The organism is Lysobacter sp. A289, from assembly GCF_054072675.1.
The window spans coordinates 2,603,093-2,628,064 of record NZ_JBSVRN010000001.1 but is presented as its reverse complement, the minus strand read 5'-3'; the positions used below and the strand labels follow the sequence as shown (position 1 = coordinate 2,628,064).

At 65.3% G+C, this 24,972-nt stretch carries 23 protein-coding genes and 1 pseudogene; 12 read left to right on the top strand and 12 right to left on the bottom strand.

The features are described 5' to 3' along the window. Window positions 1–515: 515 nt before the first annotated feature. Window positions 516–1,742, bottom strand: a complete 1,227-nt coding sequence (gene tyrS / locus ACW5DN_RS12095; RefSeq protein ID WP_456962900.1) for a tyrosine--tRNA ligase — start codon at window positions 1,740–1,742, stop codon at window positions 516–518. 184 nt (window positions 1,743–1,926) lie between these two features. Here tyrS and ACW5DN_RS12090 point away from each other — a divergent pair, with 184 nt between their 5' ends. Together ACW5DN_RS12090 and ACW5DN_RS12085 are read left to right on the top strand one after the other, a co-directional pair. Next, complete coding sequence (locus ACW5DN_RS12090) at window positions 1,927–3,366, top strand: peptidoglycan DD-metalloendopeptidase family protein (protein WP_456962899.1); 1,440 nt, start codon at window positions 1,927–1,929, stop codon at window positions 3,364–3,366. Window positions 3,367–3,372: 6 nt separating this feature from the next. Further along, window positions 3,373–4,563, top strand: a complete 1,191-nt coding sequence (locus tag ACW5DN_RS12085) for an anhydro-N-acetylmuramic acid kinase (protein ID WP_456962898.1) — start codon at window positions 3,373–3,375, stop codon at window positions 4,561–4,563. Here the strand turns inward: ACW5DN_RS12085 and ACW5DN_RS12080 are convergent. The 3 genes from ACW5DN_RS12080 to ACW5DN_RS12070 all read right to left on the bottom strand — a co-directional run bounded on the left by ACW5DN_RS12080 (window position 4,548) and on the right by ACW5DN_RS12070 (window position 7,081). Further along, window positions 4,548–4,898 carry a hypothetical protein gene (locus ACW5DN_RS12080; RefSeq protein WP_456962897.1) on the bottom strand — a complete coding sequence of 117 codons (351 nt, stop codon included), beginning with the start codon at window positions 4,896–4,898 and terminating at the stop codon, window positions 4,548–4,550. The genes ACW5DN_RS12085 and ACW5DN_RS12080 overlap by 16 nt on opposite strands. Window positions 4,899–4,979: 81 nt before the next feature. After that, entirely contained in the window at window positions 4,980–6,275 is a 1,296-nt protein-coding gene (locus ACW5DN_RS12075; protein WP_456962896.1) for an AmpG family muropeptide MFS transporter, read from the bottom strand. Then, a complete protein-coding gene (locus ACW5DN_RS12070; protein ID WP_456962895.1) occupies window positions 6,272–7,081 on the bottom strand; it encodes an exodeoxyribonuclease III in 810 nt (269 codons plus the stop codon). The genes ACW5DN_RS12075 and ACW5DN_RS12070 overlap by 4 nt, the downstream gene beginning before the upstream one ends. 105 nt (window positions 7,082–7,186) lie before the next feature. On the opposite strand from ACW5DN_RS12070, the gene ACW5DN_RS12065 reads away from it, so the two are divergent. The 3 genes from ACW5DN_RS12065 to ACW5DN_RS12055 all read left to right on the top strand — a co-directional run bounded on the left by ACW5DN_RS12065 (window position 7,187) and on the right by ACW5DN_RS12055 (window position 9,143). Next, window positions 7,187–7,720: a GNAT family N-acetyltransferase gene (locus ACW5DN_RS12065; RefSeq protein WP_456962894.1), complete on the top strand. Its 534-nt coding sequence runs from the start codon at window positions 7,187–7,189 to the stop codon at window positions 7,718–7,720. A gap of 2 nt (window positions 7,721–7,722) precedes the next feature. Further along, window positions 7,723–8,385: an orotate phosphoribosyltransferase gene (gene pyrE / locus ACW5DN_RS12060; RefSeq protein ID WP_456962893.1), complete on the top strand. Its 663-nt coding sequence runs from the start codon at window positions 7,723–7,725 to the stop codon at window positions 8,383–8,385. A gap of 71 nt (window positions 8,386–8,456) precedes the next feature. Continuing rightward, the gene (locus ACW5DN_RS12055) at window positions 8,457–9,143 is read left to right on the top strand and encodes a hypothetical protein (RefSeq protein WP_456962892.1); all 687 of its coding nucleotides are present in this window, start codon (window positions 8,457–8,459) and stop codon (window positions 9,141–9,143) included. Here the strand turns inward: ACW5DN_RS12055 and ACW5DN_RS12050 are convergent. From ACW5DN_RS12050 to coaBC, 3 genes and pseudogenes are all read right to left on the bottom strand, one after another. After that, the gene (locus tag ACW5DN_RS12050; RefSeq protein ID WP_456963065.1) at window positions 9,105–11,438 is read right to left on the bottom strand and encodes a phosphomannomutase/phosphoglucomutase; all 2,334 of its coding nucleotides are present in this window, start codon (window positions 11,436–11,438) and stop codon (window positions 9,105–9,107) included. The two genes, ACW5DN_RS12055 and ACW5DN_RS12050, sit on opposite strands and share 39 nt — an antisense overlap. Before the next feature lie 39 nt (window positions 11,439–11,477). Continuing rightward, entirely contained in the window at window positions 11,478–11,951 is a 474-nt protein-coding gene (gene dut, locus ACW5DN_RS12045; RefSeq protein WP_456962891.1) for a dUTP diphosphatase, read from the bottom strand. After that, window positions 11,951–13,185 (bottom strand): annotated as a pseudogene (gene coaBC / locus ACW5DN_RS12040) (bifunctional phosphopantothenoylcysteine decarboxylase/phosphopantothenate--cysteine ligase CoaBC). The gene dut and the pseudogene coaBC overlap by 1 nt, the downstream one beginning before the upstream one ends. Before the next feature lie 235 nt (window positions 13,186–13,420). Here coaBC and radC point away from each other — a divergent pair. The 3 genes from radC to ACW5DN_RS12025 all read left to right on the top strand — a co-directional run bounded on the left by radC (window position 13,421) and on the right by ACW5DN_RS12025 (window position 16,686). Beyond that, window positions 13,421–14,095 carry a RadC family protein gene (gene radC / locus ACW5DN_RS12035; protein WP_456962890.1) on the top strand — a complete coding sequence of 225 codons (675 nt, stop codon included), beginning with the start codon at window positions 13,421–13,423 and terminating at the stop codon, window positions 14,093–14,095. 101 nt (window positions 14,096–14,196) lie between these two features. Next, entirely contained in the window at window positions 14,197–15,885 is a 1,689-nt protein-coding gene (argS, locus tag ACW5DN_RS12030) for an arginine--tRNA ligase (protein WP_456962889.1), read from the top strand. After that, window positions 15,886–16,686: an SPOR domain-containing protein gene (locus tag ACW5DN_RS12025; RefSeq protein ID WP_456962888.1), complete on the top strand. Its 801-nt coding sequence runs from the start codon at window positions 15,886–15,888 to the stop codon at window positions 16,684–16,686. It begins immediately after the preceding gene. A 24-nt stretch (window positions 16,687–16,710) separates the two neighbouring features. Here the strand turns inward: ACW5DN_RS12025 and ACW5DN_RS12020 are convergent, their stop codons facing one another. Beyond that, the gene (locus tag ACW5DN_RS12020; protein ID WP_456962887.1) at window positions 16,711–17,565 is read right to left on the bottom strand and encodes an NAD(P)-dependent oxidoreductase; all 855 of its coding nucleotides are present in this window, start codon (window positions 17,563–17,565) and stop codon (window positions 16,711–16,713) included. Between the two features lie 8 nt (window positions 17,566–17,573). Beyond that, window positions 17,574–19,472 carry an arginine decarboxylase gene (speA, locus tag ACW5DN_RS12015; protein ID WP_456962886.1) on the bottom strand — a complete coding sequence of 633 codons (1,899 nt, stop codon included), beginning with the start codon at window positions 19,470–19,472 and terminating at the stop codon, window positions 17,574–17,576. Between the two features lie 249 nt (window positions 19,473–19,721). Between speA and speE the strand changes: the two genes are divergently transcribed. Then, window positions 19,722–20,573: a polyamine aminopropyltransferase gene (gene speE / locus ACW5DN_RS12010; protein ID WP_456962885.1), complete on the top strand. Its 852-nt coding sequence runs from the start codon at window positions 19,722–19,724 to the stop codon at window positions 20,571–20,573. Between the two features lie 11 nt (window positions 20,574–20,584). On the opposite strand, the gene ACW5DN_RS12005 is transcribed toward speE, so the two are convergent. Beyond that, window positions 20,585–20,923, bottom strand: a complete 339-nt coding sequence (locus tag ACW5DN_RS12005; RefSeq protein WP_456962884.1) for a P-II family nitrogen regulator — start codon at window positions 20,921–20,923, stop codon at window positions 20,585–20,587. A gap of 192 nt (window positions 20,924–21,115) precedes the next feature. Here ACW5DN_RS12005 and ubiK point away from each other — a divergent pair, with 192 nt between their 5' ends. Then, a complete protein-coding gene (ubiK, locus tag ACW5DN_RS12000) occupies window positions 21,116–21,415 on the top strand; it encodes a ubiquinone biosynthesis accessory factor UbiK (protein WP_456962883.1) in 300 nt (99 codons plus the stop codon). A gap of 9 nt (window positions 21,416–21,424) precedes the next feature. Beyond that, window positions 21,425–22,939: a YifB family Mg chelatase-like AAA ATPase gene (locus ACW5DN_RS11995; RefSeq protein WP_456962882.1), complete on the top strand. Its 1,515-nt coding sequence runs from the start codon at window positions 21,425–21,427 to the stop codon at window positions 22,937–22,939. A gap of 9 nt (window positions 22,940–22,948) precedes the next feature. On the opposite strand, the gene ACW5DN_RS11990 is transcribed toward ACW5DN_RS11995, so the two are convergent. Then, window positions 22,949–23,242 (bottom strand): hypothetical protein, encoded by a 294-nt coding sequence (locus ACW5DN_RS11990; RefSeq protein ID WP_456962881.1) that lies wholly within the window; start codon window positions 23,240–23,242, stop codon window positions 22,949–22,951. Window positions 23,243–23,327: 85 nt separating this feature from the next. Next, complete coding sequence (locus ACW5DN_RS11985) at window positions 23,328–24,494, bottom strand: putative peptide maturation dehydrogenase (protein ID WP_456962880.1); 1,167 nt, start codon at window positions 24,492–24,494, stop codon at window positions 23,328–23,330. A gap of 135 nt (window positions 24,495–24,629) precedes the next feature. Here ACW5DN_RS11985 and ACW5DN_RS11980 point away from each other — a divergent pair, with 135 nt between their 5' ends. Further along, window positions 24,630–24,950, top strand: coding sequence for an NHLP-related RiPP peptide (locus tag ACW5DN_RS11980; RefSeq protein ID WP_456962879.1), 321 nt, complete (start codon window positions 24,630–24,632; stop codon window positions 24,948–24,950). Window positions 24,951–24,972 lie beyond the last annotated feature (22 nt).

The following is a 24,972-nucleotide window of genomic DNA, read 5'->3' as shown; positions in this document are numbered from 1 at the left end:
GGATCAAACTCTTCACTTAAGTATTGCGACGCAGCCCGAAGGCCTTGTCTATGCTTTGAGTGCAGTGTCTATCCAGACCCAAATAACTCGATTACTCACATCTTGCGATGCTTGTTCTTGATTCATTTGGACTGTGTCGAACATCTGCGATGGACAACTATCCACCCGCCAGACGCCCGCACAAGTCACCTGCGCACACTGTCAAAGATCATCGGAACCGGCCTCAGCGCCGCGTTCCTGGCCCGCCACCGAAGTGGTCAAGCGAGCCGCACATCTTACAGCGGATCCGGAGAACGTCAACACCTTGTTCGCCTGAATTTTTTACCGCTGCCCCGTCGCGCTGTTGCTGCGTCGAGCCGACCATCTTAACCGGTTTTCAGGGCACGTCAACACCTCGTGAACCCCCGCAACCCATCAACCCCGCTCCGCCGTCCTGCTCACCCCTCGGCGCGGCCGCGTAGTCTGCACCAGTGAACATGAACAGGGAAGCGGTTCCGCGAGACCGGCTCCTGCTATCAGGCCGCAACTAGCCGTACCCGCGCGAAGGTCCGTTTGCCCACGGCCAAGACACCCTCGAAACCGGGGGCGAACATGCGTCCCGCGTCTTCCACCACCTCGCCATCCACCCGCACCGCCCCCTCCTTGAGCTTGCGATTGGCCTCCGAGTTGCTGGAGGTCAATCCGGCGGCGGTCAGTGTCGCGGCAATGCGTAGCCCTTCAACCGGCACCACCAGGTCCCGAAGCGGTAACTGCGCGGTATCCCCCTGTCCGCGAACCACCGCGTTCCAGCCGGCGATGGCGAGATCGGCCGCGGCCACATCATGGAACCGTGCGGCCAGCTCGCGGGCCAGTCGCAACTTCACGTCACGCGGGTTCAATTGCCCCGCCTGGATCTGCGCCTTCAATGCGGCGACCTCGGCAATCGATATCTCGAAGCTGAGCAGCTCGATCCAGCGCCACATCAAGGCGTCATCGATCTTCATCACCTTGGTGACGATTTCCAGCGCCGGCTCGCTGATGCCGATGTAGTTGCCAAGCGACTTGCTCATCTTCTGGACGCCGTCGATCCCCTCCAGCAACGGCATGGTCAGCACGACCTGCGGCGGCTGGCCGTGGGCCTCCTGCAAGCCGCGCCCCATCAGCAGGTTGAACTTCTGATCGGTACCACCCAGCTCGACATCGGCCTCCAGCGCCACCGAGTCATAGCCTTGAACCAGCGGGTACAGGAACTCGTGGATTGCAATGGAATGTTGTGCGGCATAACGCTTGGCGAAATCATCGCGCTCGAGCATCCGCGCCACGGTGTGGCGGGAGGCGAGCTTGATCATGTCGGCCGCGGTCATCCGCGAAAACCATTCCGAGTTGAAGCGTATTTCGGTCTTGTCGCGATCGAGCACCTTGAACACCTGCTCGGCGTAGGTGTCGGCATTAGCCAGCACGTCCTCGCGGGTCAGGGGCTTGCGGGTGACGTTCTTGCCACTGGGATCACCGATCATCCCGGTGAAGTCACCGATCAGGAAGATCACCTGATGACCGAGGTCCTGGAACTGCCGCAGTTTGTTGAGCAACACGGTGTGACCCAGATGCAGGTCCGGCGCGGTCGGGTCAAAGCCGGCCTTGATCCGTAACGGGCGGCCAAGTTGCAGGCGGGTAACCAGCTCGTCGCGTTTCAGCAACTCGTCTGCGCCGCGCTCGATCAATGCCAGGGCGGCATCCGGGGAGGGTGTGGGTTGTGCAGACACAAGGAGTCTCGCTGGCTGGATCACGACCGAGTTGCAATCACGATCATAAATGTGAAATAACTTGCCGATCGGGAACCCCGTGGGGAAAACCCTATTCAGCTCAAGGGTTTGACGCATACTTCTCGCGTCCTTATCGTAACGCCGTGACACCGCCTTCACACACTCGCGCGCAGGTAGCCTCCGAATGACAGCACCAGATTCCGGTCCAGATCGGCGCCAGCGCCTGAAAAAGCTTCGCGAAGCCGCCCTCTACAGACCGATCCTGGCCCGACACCTGTCCGACGGATTCAACGGTCGCTGGACACGACGCCAATGGATGCAGGCAAGCCTGTTTGCCACCATCGGCATGCTGGTAGGCGCAATCGTACCCGGGTTCGGCGACCTTGAGGTTGGCACCTCACAAGCGCCGCGGCATCTCACGACGCTGCCGTTGCCACCGCTGACGCTGAAGCAGGCACACGCCCATGCGGAGGACGCATGGCAATTGGTGCAGGTGCAATCGGGCCAGACCCTAGGCGCGTTGTTCCAGCAGGTTGGAGTGCCGGCCAGCACCATGTACCGGATCCTGGACCTGCCTGATACGAAACCGGTATTGACCCGGCTGCGCCCGGGCGCGGAGCTTGCCTTCGAGCTTGGTGCCGACGGTGCACTGCGCGGATTCCGCTATGACCGGGACGCCAGCCATCGCGTCGAGCTCAGCCTGGACGGTGAACAGATCGAACAGACGGTGATCAAGCGGCCCAGCCAGCGCCGCAGCACCGTGGCTACAGGCGAGATCAGCAGCTCGTTGTATGTCGCCGCACGCAAGGCAGGCCTGTCCCCGAACTCGATCGCCACCCTGACCGACGAGATCTTCCAGTACGACATCGACTTCACCGATGCACAAAAGGGCGACCGTTTCAGCGTTGTCTACGACCAGATCTGGCGCGAGGGCGAGCGCATCGGCAACGGCGACATCCTCGCGGCGACCTTCACCACGGGCGGCAAGACCTATTCCGGCTTCCGCTTCGAGCGCGATGGCAACATCGGCTATTACACCGCCGATGGTCGACCGCTGAAGAAGGCCTTTATCCGCATGCCCATTCCCTATGCGAGGGTCACGTCGGGATTCACTACGGCACGCAAACACCCGATCCTGGGACGCACCCGTGCCCATCAGGGCGTCGATTATGGCGCCGGCAGCGGCACCCCGATCATGGCCGCCGGCGATGCCCGGGTGAAGTTCGTCGGCTGGAAAAGCGGCTACGGTCGCACCGTGGTACTGGACCACGGCAAGGGCTACACCACGTTGTATGCGCACATGTCGCGCTTCAGCAAATACAAGAGCGGCGCGAGCATCAAGCAAGGCACGGTGATCGGCTATGTCGGCAGCTCCGGGCTGGCGACCGGCCCGCACCTGCACTACGAGTTCCGGGTCAACGGGGTTCACCGCAATCCGCTGACCGTGACCATGCCGCCGCCCGAACCATTGAAGGGTGCCGCACTGGTCGCGTTCCGCGCCCAGACCGCACCGGCACTGGCCCGGATTCGCCAGGTCGAGGAACTGCTGGAGGGCAACGCCCGGGTTGCTTCGACGGAGGCGCAATCGCCCAAGCCAACGGCCGGGGCCGACCAGAAGGCTTGAGTCCAGATGGCAACAAGCACCCGGGCGGGCTCTGCTGACCCAGCACCGGCCGCGCTGGACAACAACCAGCTGTTCATCGGCTTGATGTCGGGCACCAGCGCCGATGGCATCGATGCGGCATTGGTCCGCTTCCACGGCTCCGCCTGCTCCCTGCTGCTGGGCCGCACCTATCCCTGGGACGCTCGGGTACGCGCCCGACTGGTTGCCCTGGGCCAGGGCGGCGCGGCGCAATCGGTCGAAGAACTTGGCACCCTGGACGTGCAGGTCGCGGAAGCCTTCGCGGACGCTGCGGTGCAACTGGTGAGCGATGCCGGCGTCGCGCCATCGGAAATACGCGCCATCGGCTCGCACGGACAGACCGTGCGTCATCGCCCGAACGGGGCGCTGCTCGATGGCAACCAACCCTTTACCTGGCAACTCGGCGACGGCAACCTGATTGCCGAGCGCAGCGGCATGACCACGGTGGCCGACTTCCGTCGCCGCGACGTGGCGGCCGGTGGCCAGGGTGCGCCATTGCTGCCCGGCCTGCATGCGGCGATGCTGCACTCGCCCTATGAGGATCGTGCGGTTCTCAACCTGGGCGGAATCGCCAATTTCACCCTGTTGCCCGCCGGTGATCCAAGCGCAGGCGGCATGAATGTCCGCGGCTTCGACACCGGTCCGGCGAATGCGTTGATGGACGCCTGGTGCGAACAGGAGCTGGGCCAGCCTTACGACGCGGGCGGCGCGTTCGCCGCGCGCGGAGCGGTCGACGTCGCGCTGCTGGAACGTTTGCTGGCCGACCCCTGGTTTGCATTGCCACCACCCAAGAGCACCGGACGCGAGCAGTTCCACCTGGGATGGCTGCTGGGCCGACTGGCGGGCACGGAACGGTCGGAGGATGTCCAAGCGACCTTGCTGGAGCTGAGCGCGGCCACCATTGCCGATGCACTGCTCACGCTTCAGCCGGAAACCCGGCGGGTACTGGTTTGCGGCGGCGGCGTACACAACGCTCGCCTGCTCCAACACATCGGGGCGCGGCTGCCGGGAATGCTGATCGAGTCCACCGCCGCGCATGGGCTGGACCCGGATTTCGTCGAGGCGATGGGGTTTGCTTGGCTGGCTCGACGAACCCTTGCCGGTCAACCCGGCAGCCTGCCCAGTGTCACTGGCGCGAGGGGTCCGCGAGTACTGGGCGCAATCTACCCGGCCGCTTGAGGGAGCGCGTCACCCGACGCCTTGACCGGCGCCCCATCACCACCGTCATCAAGCGCATCTGTCGCGGCGTCCGCTTCCGCGCCGGAAGGCCCAGCACGGCCGATCAGCGAAAAGCCCGGATCGTTGTCGATCTGCTCCAACGCCATGATCGCCGCCTGCAGCGCATCGGCGTCCGAGTCATCAAACCCCGAACTCATGGCTGCCTCGCATGCAAACAATCCGTGTTCCAGTAAATGGATAAGCGCCTGCTTTTGGCTCCAGCCGTTTGCGCTGGCCACCCGACGGATGCGCTCCACCAGAAACATGTCGATATCGAGTAGCACGGTTTCGCTCATGACAGCCTCCTTCGACACGGTAACGCCGTGGCCCGATCTTGCGTGAACGCGTACCGCCAGGGACTCCGGATCATCGTGCCGTCAATCCCTGGATTCAAACAAATGGGTATGCCGCCACAGCCACGCCAGCAACATCAGGGTCGGCACGATCGATAGCGAACTGAACACGAAGAAGCCGACGTAGCTCCATTTCTCGACCATGAAACCCGACATCCCGCCGATGATCTTACCCGGCATGTTGGCCAGTGAAACGAGCAAGGCGTACTGGGTTGCCGTGAATTCCCGGCTGGTCAGCCCCGACAGGAACGCGATCAGCACCACGCCGGCATATCCCAATGCCAGATTGTCGCCGGACAGCGCCGCCACGAACGCCCAGGTCTGGCTGGGGTTCATGGCCATCAGCAGGTACAGCAGGTTCGACAACGACAGTGCCAACGCGCCAATCAAAATGGAGCGGCGCATGCCCAGCGCCGCCACCGATACGCCGCCCAGGAACGCGCCGGCAATCCCGATCCAGACCCCGTACAACTTCGAAACCGTCGCGATCTCGGCCTTGCTGTAGCCGGTGTCGATATAAAACGGGCCGGCGACCACGCCGAGCATCTGGTCGGGCAGCTTGAACAGGCCGACGAACACCAGCAGCACGATCGCCACCGCCACCCCGTGGCGGCGAAAGAACTCATTGAATGGGCCGACGAATGCCTCACCAAAACTCTTGCGCTCGCGCACCTGGGTCTGCACGGGTTCACGCGCCAGCAATACCGCCAGCAGTGGCAACAGCAACACCACGGCCATGGTCAGGTAAGCGATCCGCCAGCCGCTGAACTCGGCGATATACAGCGCGCCCGCGCCCGACACGATCAACCCCATGCGGTAACCGAGCGTATAGGTGGCGGCGAGCGCGCCCTGGGCGTGGACCGGTGCGATTTCGATCCGGTAGGCATCCACCACGGTGTCCTGGGTGGCGCCGGCAAACGCGGTCAGCGCGGCCAGGCCGACGAAGGTGGCCAGTTGCACCGGCCCGGTGAAGGCCATTCCAGCCAAGGCCGCGATCAGCACCACGATCGCCAGCACCAGCCAGCCGCGGCGCCGGCCGAGCGTGCCGAGCAACGGGGCATTCCAGCGGTCGATCAATGGCGCCCACAGGAACTTGAACACGTAGAACATGCTGACGTAGCTGAGCAGGCCGATCGTGCTCAGCTCCAGCCCGTACTCGCGCAGCCAGATCGACAACGTGTAGCCGACCAGCAGGAACGGCAGGCCACACCCAAAGCCCAGGAAAAACATGGTCCCCGCCGATGGCGTGCCAAACGCGGCCAGGATGCCGCGCCAACCCTTGGGCCTGGCCGGAGCTGGGGCTGCTGCGGTGGCGCTCAACCCAACTCTCCGCGGTAGTCCACGACGAATGGCGCGTGATCGGAGAACCGCGGTTCACGCAGGATCGAGCAGGCCTGCACCCGTGCCGCCAGCGCGGGCGTCACCAACTGATAGTCGAGCCGCCAACCCACGTTGTTGGCATAGGCCGCGCCGCGATTGCTCCACCAAGTGTAATCCTGGCCCTCGGGGTGCAGCGTCCGATAGGCATCGGTCCAGCCAGCACGATCATCCTGACCCGGCCCGCACAGACCGTTGAGCCACTCACGCTCCGGTGGCGTGCAGCCGGAGTTTTTCTGGTTCGATTTCCAGTTCCGGATATCCAGTGCGGTGCGCACGATGTTCCAGTCGCCGCACAGCACGTAGTCGCGCCCGCTGGCGAGCCACTCGTCCAGTGTTGGCTGGAGCCAGTCCATCACCTCGAACTTGAAACCCTGGCGCAGCTCGCCCGAGGAGCCCGACGGGATGTAGAACGACACCACGCTGAGGTTGCCAAAACGCGCCTCGATGTAGCGCCCCTCCTCGTCGAAAGGCGCCCAGCCCAGCGCGGTACGGACCTCGTCGGGCTCACGCCGGCTGTAGATCGCCACCCCGCTGTATCCCTTTTTGGTGGTCGCATCGCGAAAGAAGGCACGATAGCCATCGGGCAGGAACGCCGGATCCAGGCCGTCAGGACCCTGAAGCTGGTGCTCTTGCGCCTTGGTCTCCTGCACGCACAACACGTCGGCGTCCTGTTCGCGGAACCAGTCGAAAAAGCCCTTGCGGGCCGCCGAGCGCAACCCGTTGGCGTTGAAGCTGATGATGCGCAAGGTGCGCTCCGCGATGGGGGATTAGCGATCATAACAATGCCGCCACGGCACGCGCAGCACCACGTCCCGGCGGTGAAGGCCAACGGGTGTCTTATCATCGGTTGCATGCACGAGCCGGCCGACATCCAGGTGGTGGTGGCCGACGCCACGCACGTCACCGCGATACGAAGCCTGCGGGTCGCCCCGGGGCAATCGGCGTTTGTCGGTGACATCGCCTTCAACCTGGCCGATGCGCAGCGTGACCGGCTCAGCGATGCAATGGCGATCCTGCACGCGGGCCAGCTGGTCGGCTTTTATCGACTCGATCGCGCGCCGCACGCCGTCACCGGTCGTCGCCTCGACCAGCCACACCTGGGCTTGCGAGCGTTCGTGATTGATCGCCAGCATCAGGGCCGGGGGTTGGGTATACGCGCCATCCGGGCGTGCTGCGCCGATGCATTGCGGCGCTATCCGCAGCGTCGGCTGTTGGCGTTGACGGTGAACTGCGACAATAGTGTCGCCCTCGCCGCGTATGCCCGCGCCGGGTTTCGTGACACCGGCGAGCTCTATCCCGGTGGCCCCGCGGGACCTCAACGGCTGATGCTGTGTCATTTGGACGAACTCGCCACCGATCCACCCTCCCTGCCTGGACCCCGCTGACCATGACCGACCACCGCACCCGATTCCTGCAACTGGGGTTGCGCGTAGACGCGCTGCGCTTCGGTGAGTTCACGCTGAAATCCGGTCGCGTCAGTCCGTACTTCTTCAATGCCGGGCGGTTTGATTCCGGCGCCTCGATGGCCACGTTGGCCGGCTGCTACGCCGACGCCATCGATGCGGCGGGGATCGACTTCGACCTGATCTTCGGGCCGGCGTACAAGGGCATTCCGCTGGCAACGGCGGTGGCCTGTGAATACGCCCTTCGCGGGCGTGACTTGCCGGTGGCCTTCAACCGCAAGGAGCCCAAGGCCCACGGCGAAGGCGGCAGCCTGATCGGCGCTTCACTGGAAGGCCGACGGGTGCTGGTGATCGATGACGTGATCACCGCCGGAACCGCAATCCGTGAAGCGCTGGGCATTATCGACCGCGCCGGCGGTACGGCGGTCGGGATCGTGATCGCACTAGACCGGCAGGAAGCCGTGGATCCGGCGCACAGCCGACGCTCGGCGGCACAAACTGTCACTGTGGAGCACGGCCTCCCGGTTGTCGCGGTGGCCAGCCTGGATGACCTTCTCGCCTTGGTGTCCGACTCGGGGGCGCTGGGCGACCAGCGCGAGCGCCTGTTGGCCTATCGCGCACGCTACGGCGGCAGCACGGACGACTGAGCTGCGGGGCGCGTGGCTTGGCCCGACTCTTGCGTTATCTGTAAGTGATAGCGACAGGTAGATGCACCGACATGAACAATCTTCCGCCACGATCGATCGTCCAGGCACTCGCCGTCGGCCTGCTGTTGGCGGCCGCGCCGGCGCTGGCCCAGAAAACGGAAGCCAAGAAGATCTATTGCTGGCAGGCCGAAACCGGCAAGGTCTGTGGCGACGCGCTGCCCGCCAGCGCGGTCGACAACGCGCGCACCGAGTTCAGCGTCAGCGGCATGGCGACCAAGCAGGTGCAACGTGCCCCGACCGAGGCGGAACTCAAGGTCGCCCGGGCGCAAGCCTTGCTTGGCAAGGAGGCAGCGCGCGTCAACGCCTCGCAGGCCCGCCAGGAAAACGCCATGGTGGCGTCGTTCGCCACGGAAGTGGAGTTGGAGCAGAACTTCAAGAACCGCATCGAGGTGATCGAGTCGAACATCGAGACCTCCCGGATCGGGATAAAGAGCACGCGGCGGAGCCTGCTGAACCTGTTGCAGCGGGCAGGACAGGCGGAACTGGCGGAAAAGCCTGTCGCCAAAACGCTGGCTGGCAACATCCTGAGCCAGCACCAGGCGCTGCGCGGACACCAGCAGTTGCTGGAGGCACGGCAACTTGAGCTCGGCACGATCGACGAAGAGCTCAGCGCCGCACTGGCCCGTTATCGCGAACTGAAGCCAGCGGACGCTGCCGGATCAGAAGGGCAGCTCGAGGTCTTGGTCAACCGCCAATAGCTTCTCCCGGAAGATGCCCTTGATCCGGGCCATCGCCGCCTGGCTGTCGGCATCGAACCGCATCACCAGCACCGGCGTGGTGTTGGAGGCGCGCACCAGCCCCCATCCGTCGGGCCAGTCCACCCGCAGGCCATCAATAGTGGTCAACCTCGCGGCATCGAAACTGGTACTGGCAATGAACTGATCGACGAACGCGTGCGGGTCGTCGTTCGGCGCGGCGACCTTGATCTCGGCCGTGGCAACGCCATCGGGCAATGCATCGAGCACGTCGCTGGGACGGTCAGCTTGTCCACCCAGGATTTCCAGCAGGCGGGCAGCCGCATAAATGCCGTCGTCAAAGCCGTACCAGCGCTCCTTGAAGAAGAAGTGACCGCTCATCTCGCCGGCCAGCTCGGCCTGGGTCTCGCGCATCTTGGCCTTGATCAGCGAATGGCCGGTCTTCCACATCAGCGGGCTGCCGCCGTGGCGCAGGATGTAGCCGGGCAGTCGGCCGGTGCACTTCACATCGAAGATGATCTGTGCGCCCGGGTTGCGCTCCAGCACGTCGGCGGCGAACAGCATCAACAACCGGTCGGGGAAGATGTTGTGGCCGTCGCGGGTGACCACTCCCAGCCGGTCGCCATCGCCATCGAAGGCGATGCCCAGGTCGGCATCCAGCCGCTCGACCATCTGCACCAGGTCGGCCAGGTTCTGCGGCTCGCTGGGATCTGGATGATGGTTGGGGAAGGTGCCGTCGATCTCGCAGTACAACGGCACCACCTCGGCTCCGATCGCCGTGAGCACCTTCGGCCCGAGTTCGCCGGCGACGCCATTGCCGGCGTCGACCACCACCTTCAGCGCGCGATCAAGCTGGATGTCGGAGGCGACCCGCCGGACATAGTCATCATCGATGGTGCGCTGTTCCAGGCCGCCTTCGACCGGCGCGACGTGCAGCCGGTCCTCGGCAATGCGCGCATACAGGTCAGTGATCGCCTCACCCGACAAGGTCTCCTCGCCGACCACAATCTTGAAGCCGTTGTAGTCCGGCGGGTTGTGGCTGCCGGTGACCGAGACGCAGGAGCCGGTCTTCAGGTGATAGGCACCAAAATAAACCAGTGGCGTGGGTGCCAGACCGATGTCGATCACATTGCGGCCCGCCCTGCGCAACCCCGCGATCAACCCGGTGACCATGTCGGGGCCGGACAAGCGCCCATCACGGCCCACCACGATTTCTTCCAGATTCTTGTCGTGCATCAACGAGCCAATGGCATGGCCAATCAGCTCGGCCACACCCAGGTCAAGGCTCTGGCCGACAACGCCGCGGATGTCATAGGCCCGGAAAATGCCCCGATCCAGTGCAACCGGAGTGGAAGCACTGCCAGCAGTCGTAGTCGTTGTCGTTGCCGTGGCGGCATCGGTAGCCGGGGAAGCGCTTTCTCCCATCGATTCGGCCAGGGTCAGCGCCGACTCCCCGGAATCGTCCTGCTCGTCATTTCCAGCCGCCTGGCGCCGCGCCACTATCGCCGGCCCGCGCCAGCACAACACACCCAGCAACGCCAGCAAGCCGGCGAGGATGCCGCAACCCAGCGGGCCCAGGCCAAATGGCGCAGCGGCAACGCGCGGGGCGGCGGCGGCGATGCGCAGATCGTTGCCCGGTACCTTGACCGCCAGAACCTCGGCACCGCCGGCCAGACCCAGGTCACCGCGTTCAACAATGTTGTAGTTGCCCTGGCGCAGCGCCAGGTAGGTGTCATTGGCCACCGATACCGCCGCCAACGGCGCGGTGAGCCGCTCCAGTGGCAGGTAGACCAAAGCCACGGCAACCGGCTCGCTGCCGCGGTTTACCGGCGCCGCCAGCGCCAGCCGGTTCTTGCCATCGCCACGAATGACAGCATTGACCGGCTGGTTCTCCGCCAATGCCGACTCCAGCACCGCCAGGCGGCCGTAGCCCCCTTTCGGCAGGGCGGCGTAGCCGGAATCAAACGCCGGCTTTACCAGCGCCGCGTCGCTGGCGCCGGGCCAGTCCTTGATCAGTAACTCGGCCGCGTGATCGAGTTGGCCGGTTGCTACGGCGGCCGCCAGCACCGGGTCGGCCAAGCGCTGGGCGAAGCGCTCCCGCTCGGCCGCCAGCGTGGCCGCTGTCGCCTGCACCGCCGTGTCGCGCGATTGTTCCAGCGCCATCCGGCGGTTGGCGTCGCCATGCTGCTGCCAGCCACTCCAGGCAAACCACAGCGCCAGCAGCGCGCAGACCCCGGCCATCAGCGGCAAGAACGGCTTGAGCGGCTCCAGCGACAGCTGGGGCCGGGTAAATTTCATATCGACCATGACTTCCCCTTCAGTACCACTTGAGTGCGCCTAGCGGACGCCGGTGTGGCCAAAGCCACCGGTTCCACGGACGCTGTCCCCGGATTCATGCGTTGCGAATTCATCCACCACCTGCAACTGCGCCCGCACCACCGGCAGCACCACCAACTGGGCGATGCGATCCCCAGGCGCGATCGTAAAGGGCTGATCACCCCGATTCCAGACGCTGATCATCAACGGCCCCTGATAATCGGCATCGACCAGACCGGTGCCGTTGCCCAGCACTATGCCGTGTTTGTGGCCCAGCCCGGAGCGGGGCAGGATCACCGCGCACAATCCGGGGTCGCCAATGTGGATAGCCAGGCCCGAAGCGACCAGCGCCGTAGCGCCCGGCAACAGGGTGAGCGCGTCGTCAAGCGCCGCGCGCAGATCCAGACCGGCGCTGGCGGGGGTGGCGTATTCGGGCAGTGGCCAGCAATCGCCAAATCTTGGATCGAGGATCTTCAGTTCGAGAGTGTGGTGCATCAGATATTCCGGGATGTCTGGGTGGGTATCGCCGGCAACTGCCTGACGACCAGGTCCAGCAGGCGTTCGGCCAGTTCGTGCTTGGATGCGGTGCCCAACGGGCACTCAAAGCCGGCGCCGTAAACGACCAGGGTGTTCTCGTCCGCCGCGAAACCCGAGCCGGGTACACCGACCCGGTTGGCAGCGATCAGGTCCAGCTGCTTGTCGACCAACTTGGCGCGTGCATGGCGCTCGACATCATCAGTCTCTGCCGCGAAACCGACCAGCAGGCGGGGCCGCAATGGACTCCCCGCCAGGTCGGCCAGGATGTCCCGGGTTCGTACCAACTGCAGGGTCAATCCTTCACCGCCGGCTTGCTTCTTGATCTTTGCCGTGGCGACGTGCGCGGGGGTGAAGTCGGCGACGGCGGCGGCGGCGACATACACCTGCGCCGGCAAGGCCTGCATCACCGCAGCGTGCATTTGCGCCGCCGAGCGGACGTCCACCCGGGTGACCTGGGCCGGGGTTGGCAGCGCCACCGGCCCGGCGACCAGGGTGACCTGGGCACCACGACGAGCGGCGGCGGCGGCGATCGCAAAACCCATCTTTCCGCTACTGCGGTTGCCCAGGAAGCGCACCGGATCGATGTCCTCATAGGTGGGACCTGCGCTCACCACGACATGACGCCCCACCAGCGTCCCGGGCTTCACGCTGAGGCCCGGGCCAGCTCGGCGACGATTTCATCGGGCTCCAGCAAGCGACCTTCGCCCACCTCGCCGCAAGCCTGGTCACCCGCGCCGGGGCCCAGAACCATCACCGAGCGTTCGCGCAGGGTTTCGACGTTGGCCCGGGTCGCCGCGTTCGCCCACATCAGCCGGTTCATGGCCGGTGCGATCGCCAGCGGCGCATCGGTTGCCAGGCACAGGGTACTGACCAGGTCGTCGGCAAATCCATGGGCCAGCTTGGCGATGATGTTGGCGGTGGCCGGTGCGATGAGGATCCGGTCGGGCCAGCGCGCCAGCTCGATATGACCCATCGCCGCTTCGGCGGCCTCATCCCACAACGACGTGCGCACGGGACGGCCCGAAAGCGCCTGAAAAGTGGCTGCGCCAACAAACCGCCGGGCATTGTCGGTCATCGCCACCTGCACCTGCGCGCCGGAGGCACCGAGCCGGCGGACCAGTTCCGCCGCCTTGTACGCGGCAATACCGCCGCACACGCACAGCAGGATCTTTTGTCCTTGGAGCGCTGACACGTTGGGGAAATTCCTACCGTGGGGCCAAGGCTTAGCTTACCCGACGCGAAGGGCGGTTCCGATGTCAGGCACCGGGACAATGCGGCACGGTGAATGCGCCCCGAAGCGGGGACGGAAAAATGCCCGGCGCGATCCCCCAATCCGCCGGACGCCTGGGTTGTGGACCTGGTTCGTCCCAGTGGCTTCGTCCCAGTGTTCCGTCCCCGCTTCACTTTTCCAGCCTTCGAGGCCACCCATGCATATACGAGATTGGCCCGCCTCCGAGCGCCCACGGGAGAAACTGCTGGCGCGCGGTGTCGGGGTGTTGTCCGACGCGGAGCTGCTGGCGATCTTCCTTGGCTCCGGCCTGCGCGGACGCGACGCGGTGACCACGGCGCGCGAACTGTTGACCGCGCATGGGCCACTACGCGCCTTGCTGGAGCGCGCACCGGCGGAACTGGCAAAGCTTCCCGGGTTGGGTCCGGCGCGCGCGTGCATGCTGGCGGCAGCATTGGAGCTGGGTCACCGGCACCTGTCGGCGGAACTGGAGCGCGGCATTGCGCTCAGTGACCCGCAGGCAGCCGGTCGCTACTTCGCCCAGCGCCTGCGTGGGTTGCCGCATGAAGTATTCGCTGCCCTGTTCCTGGATACCCGGCATCGGGCGATCGCCTTCGAAGAGTTGTTCCGGGGCACGATCGACGGCGCCGAGGTACACCCGCGCGAAGTGGTACGGCGGGCGCTGGCCCACAACGCCGCGGCGGTGATCGTCGGCCATAACCACCCCAGCGGGAATCCCGAGCCCAGCGCCGCCGACCGCGCGGTGACCGCCCGCCTCAAACAGGCACTGGCGCTGGTCGACCTACGGCTGCTGGATCACTTCGTGATTGCCGACGGCCCGCCGGTATCGCTGGCGGCGCGCGGCTGGGTCTGACGGCAGGGCAGTGATGGGATACGGGTGAACGTCGGCAACGCGCCGACGACACGCTCAATTCCGGGTAAAATGACCGGTTCTGCCGCCTTTCCAGAGTTTTCGTGAAAACCACCCTCCGCGCCCTGGTCATCCAAGCCATCGAAGCGATGCGTTCCGCCGGCAGCCTTCCGGCCGATCTGGAAACACCCGACTTCGTGATCGAACGCCCGAAGACGCGCGCGCAGGGTGATTTCTCGACCAACGCGGCGATGTTGCTGGCCAAACCGGCCAGAGCCAATCCGCGCGCGATCGCACAAGCGATCGTGGAGGCACTGCCGGCCAGCGCCGACATTGCCAAAGTCGAAATCGCCGGCCCCGGATTCATCAACTTCCACCTCGACGAGGCGGCCTGGCGTCGCCAGCTCGGCGAGGTGTTCCACCGCGGCCAGGCCTATGGCCGCAACGATTCCGGCAACGGCCACCACGCCGGAGTGGAGTATGTGTCGGCCAATCCGACCGGCCCGCTGCACGTCGGTCATGGCCGCGCGGCGGTGATCGGCGATTGCATTGCCCGGGTGCTGGATGCCAACGGCTGGGATGTCGCCCACGAGTACTACTACAACGATGCCGGCGTGCAGATCGAAAACCTGGCCTTGTCGGTCCAGGCGCGAGCGCGTGGCATCCAGCCGGACGACACCGACTGGCCCGAAAATGGCTACCGCGGCGACTACATCGCCGACGTGGCACGTGCTTACCTGGATGGCGCCGGCGTGGAACTGGACGGCCAGACCATCACCGCCGCGACCGACCCCGACGACCTCGCCGCGATCCGCAGCTTCGCGGTTGCGTGGTTGCGCCGTGAGCAAAACGACGACCTGCAGGCCTACGGCGTCAGCTTCGACGTGTACTTCCTGGAGAGCTCGCTGTACTCCGACGGCAAGGTCGCCGAGACCGTCGCCGCCTTGACCGCCAACGGCCACACCTATGAGGAAGGCGGTGCGCTGTGGCTGCGCAGCACCGATTTTGGCGACGACAAGGACCGCGTGATGCGCAAGTCCGACGGCAGCTACACCTATTTCGTGCCGGACGTCGCCTACCACTTGAGCAAGTGGCAACGAGGCTATGAGCGCGCCATCACCGAGCTGGGCGCAGACCACCACGGCTCGCTGTCGCGTGTGCGTGCCGGGCTGCAGGCGCTGGATCTGGCCATCCCGCAGGACTGGCCGGAGTATGTCCTGCACCAGATGGTGACGGTGATGCGTGGCGGCGAAGAGGTAAAGCTGTCCAAGCGCGCCGGCAGTTACCTGACCCTGCGCGAGCTGGTCGACGAGGCGGGCCGCGACGCTACCCGCTGGTTCCTGGTCGCGCGCAAGCCCGACTCGCAGCTGACCTTCGACATCGACCTGGCACGCAGCCAGTCACTCGACAACCCGGTGTACTACGTGCAGGTGGCGCATGCGCGGATGTGCGGGCTGATGCGCCAGCTGGACGAGCGCGGGTTGTCGTTCGACCGCGAGGCCGGACTGGCGCTGCCGCTGAACCTGGATGACGCCGCCACCCACGAGTTGGTGGTGACCGTACTGCGCTATCCCGACGTGGTCGACAGCGCCGGTCAGGATCTGGAACCGCACCAGTTGGCCATCTACCTGCTGGAGTTGGCGCAAACCTTCCAGTCGTATTACAACGGCCACCAGTTCCTGGTCGACGATGCCGACCAGCGCAACGCTCGGCTGGTGCTGGCAATGGCAACGCGGCAAGTATTGGCCAATGGACTTGGCTTGTTGGGCATCAACGCCCCGGAGGTAATGTAGGTGGCAGCACGACGTGGCAAGACACAGGCGCGGCGCAACCAGGGCAACAACGGCTTGCCGGGTTGGGCATGGATGGTACTGGGCATCGTATTGACCATCGCGGCAATCGCGCTCGCGCCCAAACTGTTGAAGTCGGATGGCGATGGCTTCTTCCGTCCCCAACCCAACCCGGACGCCCGTCCGGCACCGGTTGTCAGTGGCGGCGATGAGGCCGCTCCGGCACAGTCAGGCGCCGATGGGGAACCCGCCGTCAACGACGCTGGCCCCAAGTACGATTTCTATACCCTGTTGCCGGGCAAGGAAGTGGCCGTCAGCGATGCCGAACTGGCCGCCACGGAGCGTGCCGAAGCCGCACGCGCCGCCGCACTGCTGCGCGGAGAGCAACCTGCCCAGGTCGTCGTCTCCGCCAATCCCGACGCCGCCGACCTCGCGTTGCCAACCCCGGTTGATCCGACGCCCCAACCCGCGACGACGGCTCCCGCGACGCCGTCGTCCGCAAGCCAGCCCGACCGCGACACCGCTTCAGTCGCCGCACCCAAGCCGACCACCGCGACCGCCGTCGCCGATGGCGTCCGCTATTTGCTGCAGGCCGGCGCCTTCCAAGGGGCGAGCCAGGCGGAAGAGCTCAAGGCACGCATCGCCATGGTTGGCTTGAGCGCAAGAGTCGAGCCGGCCCAGATCAATGGCCAGACGATTTATCGCGTGCGCATGGGCCCCTACGACTCCGCCGGCGACCTGGCGGATGCCAAGCGCAAGTTGGGCAACAGCGGATTGCCGGCCATGGCGATCAAGGTCAAGTAGACCCCGCACCGCCGCCGGGCGCGGTCAGTCGCCGCGCTTGAGCTTTATCAATACCGATGTATCGGCATCCCCGTGTCCGCGTTCGGCCAGGGTGGTGTAGTCGGCCAACGCCAGTTCCAGCGTCGGCAGGCGGACTCCTGCCTCGCGTGCGATATCGCGCACGATGCGCAGATCCTTGAGCATGTGCGCGCTCTTGAAACCTGGGGCAAACTCCCCGCGCAGCATGGTCGCGCCGCGCTTGTCGAGGAACCAGTTGCCGGCCGCGCCCGCCATCAGGGTCGGCAGCAGGCGCTCGGGATCCAGGCCGAGTTTCTCGCTCAACGCCAGCCCCTCGCAGACCGCTTCGTTGATGCCGGCCACCAGCACCTGGTTGACGGCCTTGGTCGCCTGTCCGGCACCGGTATCGCCCATGTGGCTGATCCGGCTGGCGTAGGCCTGCAGCACCGGTTGCACCGTCTGGAAGTCGGCCTCCGTGCCGCCCACCATGACCGACAACTTGCCGTTGCGCGCACCTTCAACACCGCCCGACACCGGCGCGTCGATAAAGCCAATCCCCTGCGCCTGCAAGGTGGCAGCTGACCGCCGCGCCGTCTGCACCGACACGGTGGAATGATCGACCACCACCGAACCAGGCCTGAGCACTTGCGCCAGTGCGTTGACGTTTTCCAACACGTCGGCGTCCAGCGACACGCACAGCGTGACCACGTCGCAATCGGCGAAGTTGTCGGCCGAGCGTGCGGCACGGATACCCAGTTCGGCGGCCAGCGCATCGGCCTTCGCCTGGGTGCGGTTGCCCACGGCGATCAGCAGGCCGCGTGAGTGCAGGTAGCGCGCCATCGGTGCGCCCATCGCGCCGAGGCCAATAAATCCGGTTTTCATGCAATTCCTCATGCCAAAGGCGCGTCGTCGAGATAGGTGTAGCCGGTCAGGCCCGCTTCCAGCGTCGCATTCAATTGGTCGGCCTCATCCGCGGGCAGGTTGGCGGCAGCGACCTTCTGCCGGTAGTTCGCACGCAAGTCGTCCACCTTGTAGCCGACGTAGTCCAGCATCACGTCGGTGGTGTCGCCACGACGTTGCTGGGCCAGCCGGTAGCCGCCGTCAGCCGCGCCGTCCACCCGCACCTCGACCGCATCGGTGTCGCCAAACAGGTTGTGGATGTCGCCGAGGATCTCCTGGTAGGCGCCTACCAGGAAGAAGCCCAGCCGGTAGCTCTCGCCGGGATTGAGCGAATGGATCGGCATCGAGGTGTCCAGCGTCTCGTTGCCGACATAGGTGTCGATGCGGCCGTCGGAATCGCAGGTCAGGTCGGCGATCACGCCGCGGCGCTGCGGCGCCTCGTCCAGCCGCTCGATCGGCATGATCGGGAACACCTGCTGGATTGCCCACACGTCAGGCATCGACTCGAACACGCTGAAATTGACGAAGTACTTGTCGACCAGCCGCTGGTTGAGCTCGTCCAGCACCGCCTGGTGGCTCTTCTCGCCGGCATTGAGGCGGTCGCGCACGCCGTGGGCGATCAGGTAGAACAGGTCGTCGATGCGCGCGCGGTGGGTCAGGTCGATCTGGCCCAGCGCGTACGCGGTCAGACCTTCGCTGTGGAAATGCACCGCTTCGTGGAACAGCTCTACCGCCGGGCGCGCGTCCAGCTCCGCATGGATCCCGCGCAGGTGGCGGATCACCGCCGGCTCGTCGTCGTGCAAGTCCGGCACGCGGCCCTCGGGCGCTGGCTCCACCTCGGACACGTTGGCCACCAGCACCGCGTGGTGCGCGGTCATCGCGCGGCCGCATTCGGTGACGATCCGCGGCGGCGTGAGGCCGTGCTCGGCGCAGGCATCGGCCAGCGGCTGCACGATGTTGCTGGCGTACTGCTGCATGCCGTAGTTGATCGAGTAGTAGCTGCGCGAACGGGTGCCCTCGTAGTCGATCCCCAGGCCGCCGCCGACGTCCATATAGCGCACGTTCGCACCCAGTTTCGACAACTCGATCAGATAGCGCGTGGCCTCACGCATGCCACTGGCGATGTCGCGCACGTTGGAGATCTGCGAACCCATGTGGAAGTGAAGCAGGCCCAGGCAATCGGTCATGTCGGCCTCGCGCAGCCGCTTCCACAGGTCCAGCACCTGGCGCGGGGACAGGCCGAACTTGGCCTTGTCGCCGCCGCTGTTCTGCCACTTGCCCGCGCCCAGGCTGGCCAGCCGCATGCGCACGCCCAAGCCCGGTGTTACGCCCAGCGCCTTCGACTCTTCCATCACCAGCGACAGCTCGGACGGCTTCTCGATGACGATGAAGGTCTCCATCCCCAGCTTGCGGCCGATCAGGGCCAGGCGGATGTACTCGCGATCCTTGTAGCCGTTGCAGACGATCAGCCCGCCCGGCCGGCTCAGCGCCAGCACCGCCATCAGCTCCGGCTTGCTACCCGCCTCCAGCCCGAAACCCTCGCCATGGTGCGAGGCCAGGGTGCCGGCGACGCCTTCGTGCTGGTTGACCTTGATCGGGTACACCGCGGTGTAGCCACCGGCATAGTCCGCCTCCGCCATCGCCTGCACAAACGCGCCCTGCAGCTTGCTCAGCCGGTCGCCCAGGATGTCCGGGAACCGCACCAGCAGCGGCAACCGGGCGCCCTCGGCGCGAGCCTGATCGACGACCTCGGGCAGCGCGACCGCCGGACCACCGGCACCCGTCGGCAGCACCGTGACCCGGCCGGCCTTGTCGACGTCGTAATACCCCTCGCTCCAATGCGGAATCGAATAGGCTTTGCGGGCCTGATCCATCGACCAGTGGGACATCGGTTTGCTACCAGCAGTGTGGGGGATTGGCATTCTATCGTCCCGGTGCCCCGTGGGCGTCACAACGGAAGCCGGTTTACCCTGCCGTCATCAGGCACCGACCGCTGATCATGGGCCGTCGCACAACGATCCATCACGAAAGCGCAGCGGATGGTTCGCTACAATTGGGGTTTAATTTCGACCCCACCAAATGGCGGCCCCGGGCGGGACTGCCCGGTGGCGGCCTCCCCGAATACTGGACGAACCGCAATGGCCCCCAACCCCTCCTGGCACTACGAGAACTTCGAGCCGTCAGGCTCGGCAATCGGTTTCCGCATCAACAAGAAGCTGGACGAGGTGCAGTCGCCATTCCAGAAGATCGAGATCTTCGAGACGACCGACTGGGGCAACCTGATGCTGATCGACGGCGCTGTGATGCTGACCACGCGCGACAACTTCCTGTACCACGAGATGATGTCGCACCCGGCGCTGTTCACCCATGCCGACCCGAAGCAGGTGGTGATCATCGGCGGTGGCGACTGCGGCACCCTGCGCGAGGTGCTCAAGCACCCCGGCGTGGAGCGCGCGGTGCAGTGCGACATCGACGAGCAGGTCACCCGGATGTCGGAGAAGTACTTCCCCGAGCTGTGCGAGTCCAATGCCGATCCGCGCGCGCAACTGCTGTTTGATGACGGCATCGCGTACATGAAAAACTGTGCGCCCGGCAGCCTCGATATCGTGATCGTCGACTCGACCGATCCGGTCGGTCCGGCCGAGGGCCTGTTCAACAAGTCGTTCTTCGATTCATGCTTTCGCGCCTTGAAGGACGACGGCATCCTGGTGCAGCAATCCGAGTCGCCGCTGGTGCTGTTGGACCTGATCAAGGCGATGCGCGCGGAGATGGGAAAGGCCGGCTTTACGTCGTTCCAGACCCTGCCGTTCCCGCAGCCGTGCTACCCCACTGGCTGGTGGAGTTGCACATTGGCAAGGAAGTCCTGTGGTTTCGACTTCCGCGAGGCCGACGCGCGCGCCAAATCCTTCGACAGCCACTATTACAGCGCCGACATCCACAAAGGCGCCTCAACCCTGCCGCCCTTCGTTGCCGCGGCACTGGGCGAGTAACCCCGGCCTGCCTACAGCGCGTCGCCGTCCAACTCGCCGGTACGGATCCGGACAACCCGGTCCAGGTCCCAGACGAAAATCTTGCCATCGCCGATCTTGCCGGTGCCGGCGGCCTTCATGATCGCCTCCACCACGGTGTCGGCCTGGTCGTCGGTGATCGCGACCTCCAGCTTGATCTTGGGAAGGAAGTCGACCACGTACTCGGCCCCGCGATACAGCTCGGTATGACCTTTCTGGCGACCGAATCCCTTGACCTCGGTGGCCGTGATCCCGGCCACGCCGGCCTCTGCCAATGCCTCGCGGACATCGTCGAGCTTGAACGGCTTGATCACCGCCATCACCATTTTCATCCACTGTCTCCGGGGCTTGGGTACGATTGTCGACGAGGATAACGCGAGCGTTCCGTCGCCTGGGTTAGAGTAGCGGCTCCGCGGGGTCGGGCCATCAGGGGTCAGACTAATCTGACCCCTGACCGCGGCGCCGGCTGATGGCGCCGAACCGACCGGCAGGCGAGGCTGGGAACATTGTTGCAGGAGCCCACCATGATCGATCTGAACCACATCGACGAACTCGCCCGCCGCCTTAGCGGCCTGGTCCCGGAAAGCGTGCGCGAGAGCCGTGAGGAACTGCAGCAAAACATCAAATCGGTGCTGCAGACCGGCCTGTCCAAGCTCGACCTTGTCACCCGCGAGGAGTTCGAGGTGCAGCGCGCGGTGTTGCTGCGTACCCGCGAGAAGCTCAAGCAACTGCAACGCACGGTTTCCGACCTGGAGGCGCAGGTAGAGCGCGGTTCCGGCGGTGCAGCGCCGTCGTTTGATACTCCCGCCCAGCCGCGCCACTGAGTCATCCCGATGAACTTGGCACTCGTGCACAGTCGTGCGCGATCGGGGGTGCGTGCGCCTGCGGTCCGTGTGGAGGTCCACCTCGGTGGCGGCCTGCCGTCGATGTCGATCGTTGGCTTGCCCGAAGCTGCCGTGCGCGAAGCCAAGGATCGGGTTCGCGCGGCAATCCAGTGCGCGCAACTCGAGTTTCCGACGCGTCGGATCACCGTCAACCTGGCACCGGCCGACCTGCCCAAGTGCGGCGGTCGCTTCGACTTGCCTATCGCCCTTGGCATTCTCGCCGCCAGCGGCCAGATCCCGCTTGAGGCGCTGGCCGAATATGAGTTTCTCGGGGAACTGGGGCTGACCGGCGAGTTGCGTGCCATCGACGGTGTCCTGCCGGCAGCATTGGCAGTCGGCAGTGCCGGACGCAAGTTGATCGTCCCGCTTGGCAATGGCGCCGAGGCGGCACTGGCCAGCCAGGTCGAAGTGCGCACCGCGCGTACCTTGCTGGAGGTGTGCGCGATGATGAGCGGAACCAAGTCGCTGCCATCGGCGATCGCGATGCCCACCTCGCGCACTCGCGGCCCCGACCTCAGCGACGTTCGCGGGCAAACCCATGCGCGGCGCGCACTGGAAGTCGCTGCCGCCGGCGGCCATCACCTGCTCCTGGTCGGCCCGCCGGGATGCGGCAAGACCTTGTTGGCATCGCGGTTGACCGGCCTGCTTCCGGACGCGACCCAGGACGAAGCCCTGGACTCGGCCGCGATTGCCTCCATCAGTGGTCGCGGACTGGATCCGTCACGATGGCGCGAGCGTCCGTTTCGCGCGCCCCACCACACCGCCAGTGCGGTGGCGCTGGTAGGTGGCGGCGCCGAGCCCCGACCCGGTGAGATTTCCCTGGCCCACAACGGCGTGCTTTTCCTCGACGAACTGCCCGAATGGGGGCGGCACGCGCTGGAGGTACTGCGTGAGCCGCTGGAGTCGGGCGTGGTCACGATTTCGCGGGCCGCGCGCAGCTGCGAATTCCCGGCCCGGTTCCAGCTGGTGGCGGCGATGAATCCGTGCCCCTGTGGCTGGGCCGGCGATCCCAGCGGTCGCTGCCGTTGCAGCCCCGACACGGTGTTGCGCTATCGCGCACGCATCTCCGGCCCGTTGCTGGACCGGATCGATTTGCACGTGGAGGTTCCGAGGTTGCCGACATCGGCGCTGCGTCCGGACGCTCCCGACGGCGAGCCAAGCCAACAGGTGCGCGAGCGCGTCCTGCATGCGCGAAGCCTGCAATCCGATCGTGCCGGGAAAGCCAACGCGCAACTCAGCCAGCCGGAAACCGCCGCGACCTGCCGACTGTCCAACGCCGATCACGGTTTGCTGGAGCGCGCCATCGATGCGCTCCAGCTATCGGCACGCTCGATGCACCGGATCTTGCGGGTCGCCCGGACCATCGCCGACCTTGCCGACAGTCCGCACATCCGCACCCCGCACCTGAGCGAAGCGATTGGTTACCGGAGAATGGACCGCGGCCAGGCTAACCAGGCCGCCTAGGAAACCAGCTCAGTCGCCGCCGCAGTCCGCACAGATGGAACGACCTTCCATGGCGCCTCGCGATAACTCGCGTTCGCGTTCCCGCACCCGCGCGGTTTTGCAGATGCGGGTCTTCATGTTGCTGCCGATTCTCTTCTCGTATTCGCAGACCATCCGGTCACCGTCATCGTCCGCGTTGGTTACTGCCACGTCCTTCGCCACGGCTGCAGCGTCGGCCGGCGCACTCACCTGCCCCGCGTGGACAACCGACCCGGCCAGTAGAAGACCGGAAAAGAGCAACACAATTACACCTTTGGCTTGCATGAATACCCTCCCTTAAAGACACACCAATTGGAAGTGTTTACGCGCGTATTCCACAGCGGTCAAGACTGCGTCGGCGCGTCGCATGTTATTCCGTCTGCCATACCTCATGGGCCGGATCGAACTCCGCAGTCTCCATGGTTCCGGCGCGCCAGCCAAAGCCGCAGATCGCCAGCGGTCCTTCCAGCAATGGGTCGAGACCGAAGCCACGCTCGATGTCGACCTCGTTGATTGCCGAGGTCACGAATGCCCCCAAGCCCAACTCGGTTGCCGACAGGTAGAGGGTCTGCGACAGGTGCCCGCTGTCGAGCACCAGCGCCCGGTAGGCCTTGGCGTGGTGGCGGTACTTCCAGAAGCTGCGGCCAAAACGTGGCGTCAGCACCACCAGCACCGGCGCATTGGCGAACCAGTGCTGCCCGGCCAAGGCCAGTTTTGCGAATTCCGCCAACGGCAGCGCGGGCGCCGGCAACGGCTCCAATGCGTGATCGACCGGGTGGTAGTGGTATAGCCCGGGCGAGATACCTTCCACGTCCTGCACGATCAGATACGCCTCGGTCGGGTGCAGGCCACCGCCGGAGGGACTGGTCTTCTTGAGGAACGCCGTGTCGTGACTGACCCGCACCTGCGCCTGCGCGGAGAACACGCGTTGCAGCATCCGCGCGAACAGGGCCTCCGGCAAAGGCCGGTCGGCATCGAAATTTCGACAGGTGGTCCGGCGCGCAAGCAGATCGTCGAAATCGCTCCCCGCGGCACGCGGCAGAAACAGGCGTGGTGCGATACAGGCTTGCTCGCCCACTTCCGCGGGAGGCGCACCAAATCGTTGGCGCAATTTATCCGCGGTCACCAGGTCGTTGTCCTGCATGGCCCGCACGCCATCAATCCCGTGCCAACGACTCTGCCGATGGATGAGCGCGGCCAGGGGCCACCAGTACGAGGCGCGAAGCACATCATCACGCTCCCAGTGCACTGTGTGCTGCTCATCGGCAACCACCAACCCCTCACGCAGCAAACGGTCGAGAGCCCCGGGCGCATGGTCCGACAAGGTGTCGGCATCCACCCACTCGACAGGACTCAGGCTGCCGAGCAATTCGCGTTGCACAGCATCCACCTCGACCTCGTGATCCAGATGGGGCGCCAGTGCCAGCCAACGCGACACGCGACTTAGTCCCGCGCCCCCCGTCAGCAGCGACGCCAGGCTGAAGCTGGTGTCCTCCCGCAACTCAAAAAACAGCACCGCGCAGCGACGCACCCGCATGCACCTGCCCCCCCGGCAATCATCCGGATCCAAGATTCACCGAGTATGTTATGAATCCGGTTCCATACGAACCGTCCACAGCGCGCCAGGACCTCAGGTCGGCCGCCAGCAGCAACTTTCAGGAAAGGGGGAACCATGACTAACCTGCACGATGGATCAGGGCACCCGCCGATGGATCCCAGCGTCGCCGACAAGCTTCTCGAACTACTGAGCACCGACGATGAATTTCGCGCCCTCTTCAAGCAGGACGCGGAGAAAGCGCTGAACCAGGCCGGCTACTTCCTGCCCGCCGGGGCGTCGCCCTTGCGCTGTACCCAGGTCGACCACCTGGCCTCGAAACACGAGGTTGCCGAATCCCGCGAAGCACTCAAATCGCACCTCACGGCAGCAGGTCCACTGACCGTGATTTTTTGTTTCGAGGCAGGCAAGGTCTCATCGTTTCTTCGCAGCAAATAATCCGGCAGCATCGACGCCACGA

Excerpts from the sequence above, each read along its gene's own strand:
- ACW5DN_RS12085 (WP_456962898.1), top strand. The coding sequence starts at position 3,373 with ATGGCAACAAGCACCCGGGCGGGCTCTGCTGACCCAGCACCGGCCGCG.
- ACW5DN_RS11995 (WP_456962882.1), top strand. The coding sequence starts at position 21,425 with ATGAACTTGGCACTCGTGCACAGTCGTGCGCGATCGGGGGTGCGTGCG.
- dut (WP_456962891.1), bottom strand. The coding sequence starts at position 11,951 with ATGCACCACACTCTCGAACTGAAGATCCTCGATCCAAGATTTGGCGAT.
- ACW5DN_RS12020 (WP_456962887.1), bottom strand. The coding sequence starts at position 17,565 with ATGAAAACCGGATTTATTGGCCTCGGCGCGATGGGCGCACCGATGGCG.
- ACW5DN_RS11985 (WP_456962880.1), bottom strand. The coding sequence starts at position 24,494 with ATGCGGGTGCGTCGCTGCGCGGTGCTGTTTTTTGAGTTGCGGGAGGAC.
- ACW5DN_RS12080 (WP_456962897.1), bottom strand. The coding sequence starts at position 4,898 with ATGAGCGAAACCGTGCTACTCGATATCGACATGTTTCTGGTGGAGCGC.
- ACW5DN_RS12050 (WP_456963065.1), bottom strand. The coding sequence starts at position 11,438 with ATGAAATTTACCCGGCCCCAGCTGTCGCTGGAGCCGCTCAAGCCGTTC.
- speA (WP_456962886.1), bottom strand. The coding sequence starts at position 19,472 with ATGTCCCACTGGTCGATGGATCAGGCCCGCAAAGCCTATTCGATTCCG.
- speE (WP_456962885.1), top strand. The coding sequence starts at position 19,722 with ATGGCCCCCAACCCCTCCTGGCACTACGAGAACTTCGAGCCGTCAGGC.
- ubiK (WP_456962883.1), top strand. The coding sequence starts at position 21,116 with ATGATCGATCTGAACCACATCGACGAACTCGCCCGCCGCCTTAGCGGC.
- ACW5DN_RS12005 (WP_456962884.1), bottom strand. The coding sequence starts at position 20,923 with ATGAAAATGGTGATGGCGGTGATCAAGCCGTTCAAGCTCGACGATGTC.
- ACW5DN_RS12090 (WP_456962899.1), top strand. The coding sequence starts at position 1,927 with ATGACAGCACCAGATTCCGGTCCAGATCGGCGCCAGCGCCTGAAAAAG.
- pyrE (WP_456962893.1), top strand. The coding sequence starts at position 7,723 with ATGACCGACCACCGCACCCGATTCCTGCAACTGGGGTTGCGCGTAGAC.
- ACW5DN_RS12065 (WP_456962894.1), top strand. The coding sequence starts at position 7,187 with ATGCACGAGCCGGCCGACATCCAGGTGGTGGTGGCCGACGCCACGCAC.
- ACW5DN_RS12055 (WP_456962892.1), top strand. The coding sequence starts at position 8,457 with ATGAACAATCTTCCGCCACGATCGATCGTCCAGGCACTCGCCGTCGGC.
- radC (WP_456962890.1), top strand. The coding sequence starts at position 13,421 with ATGCATATACGAGATTGGCCCGCCTCCGAGCGCCCACGGGAGAAACTG.
- ACW5DN_RS11990 (WP_456962881.1), bottom strand. The coding sequence starts at position 23,242 with ATGCAAGCCAAAGGTGTAATTGTGTTGCTCTTTTCCGGTCTTCTACTG.
- ACW5DN_RS11980 (WP_456962879.1), top strand. The coding sequence starts at position 24,630 with ATGACTAACCTGCACGATGGATCAGGGCACCCGCCGATGGATCCCAGC.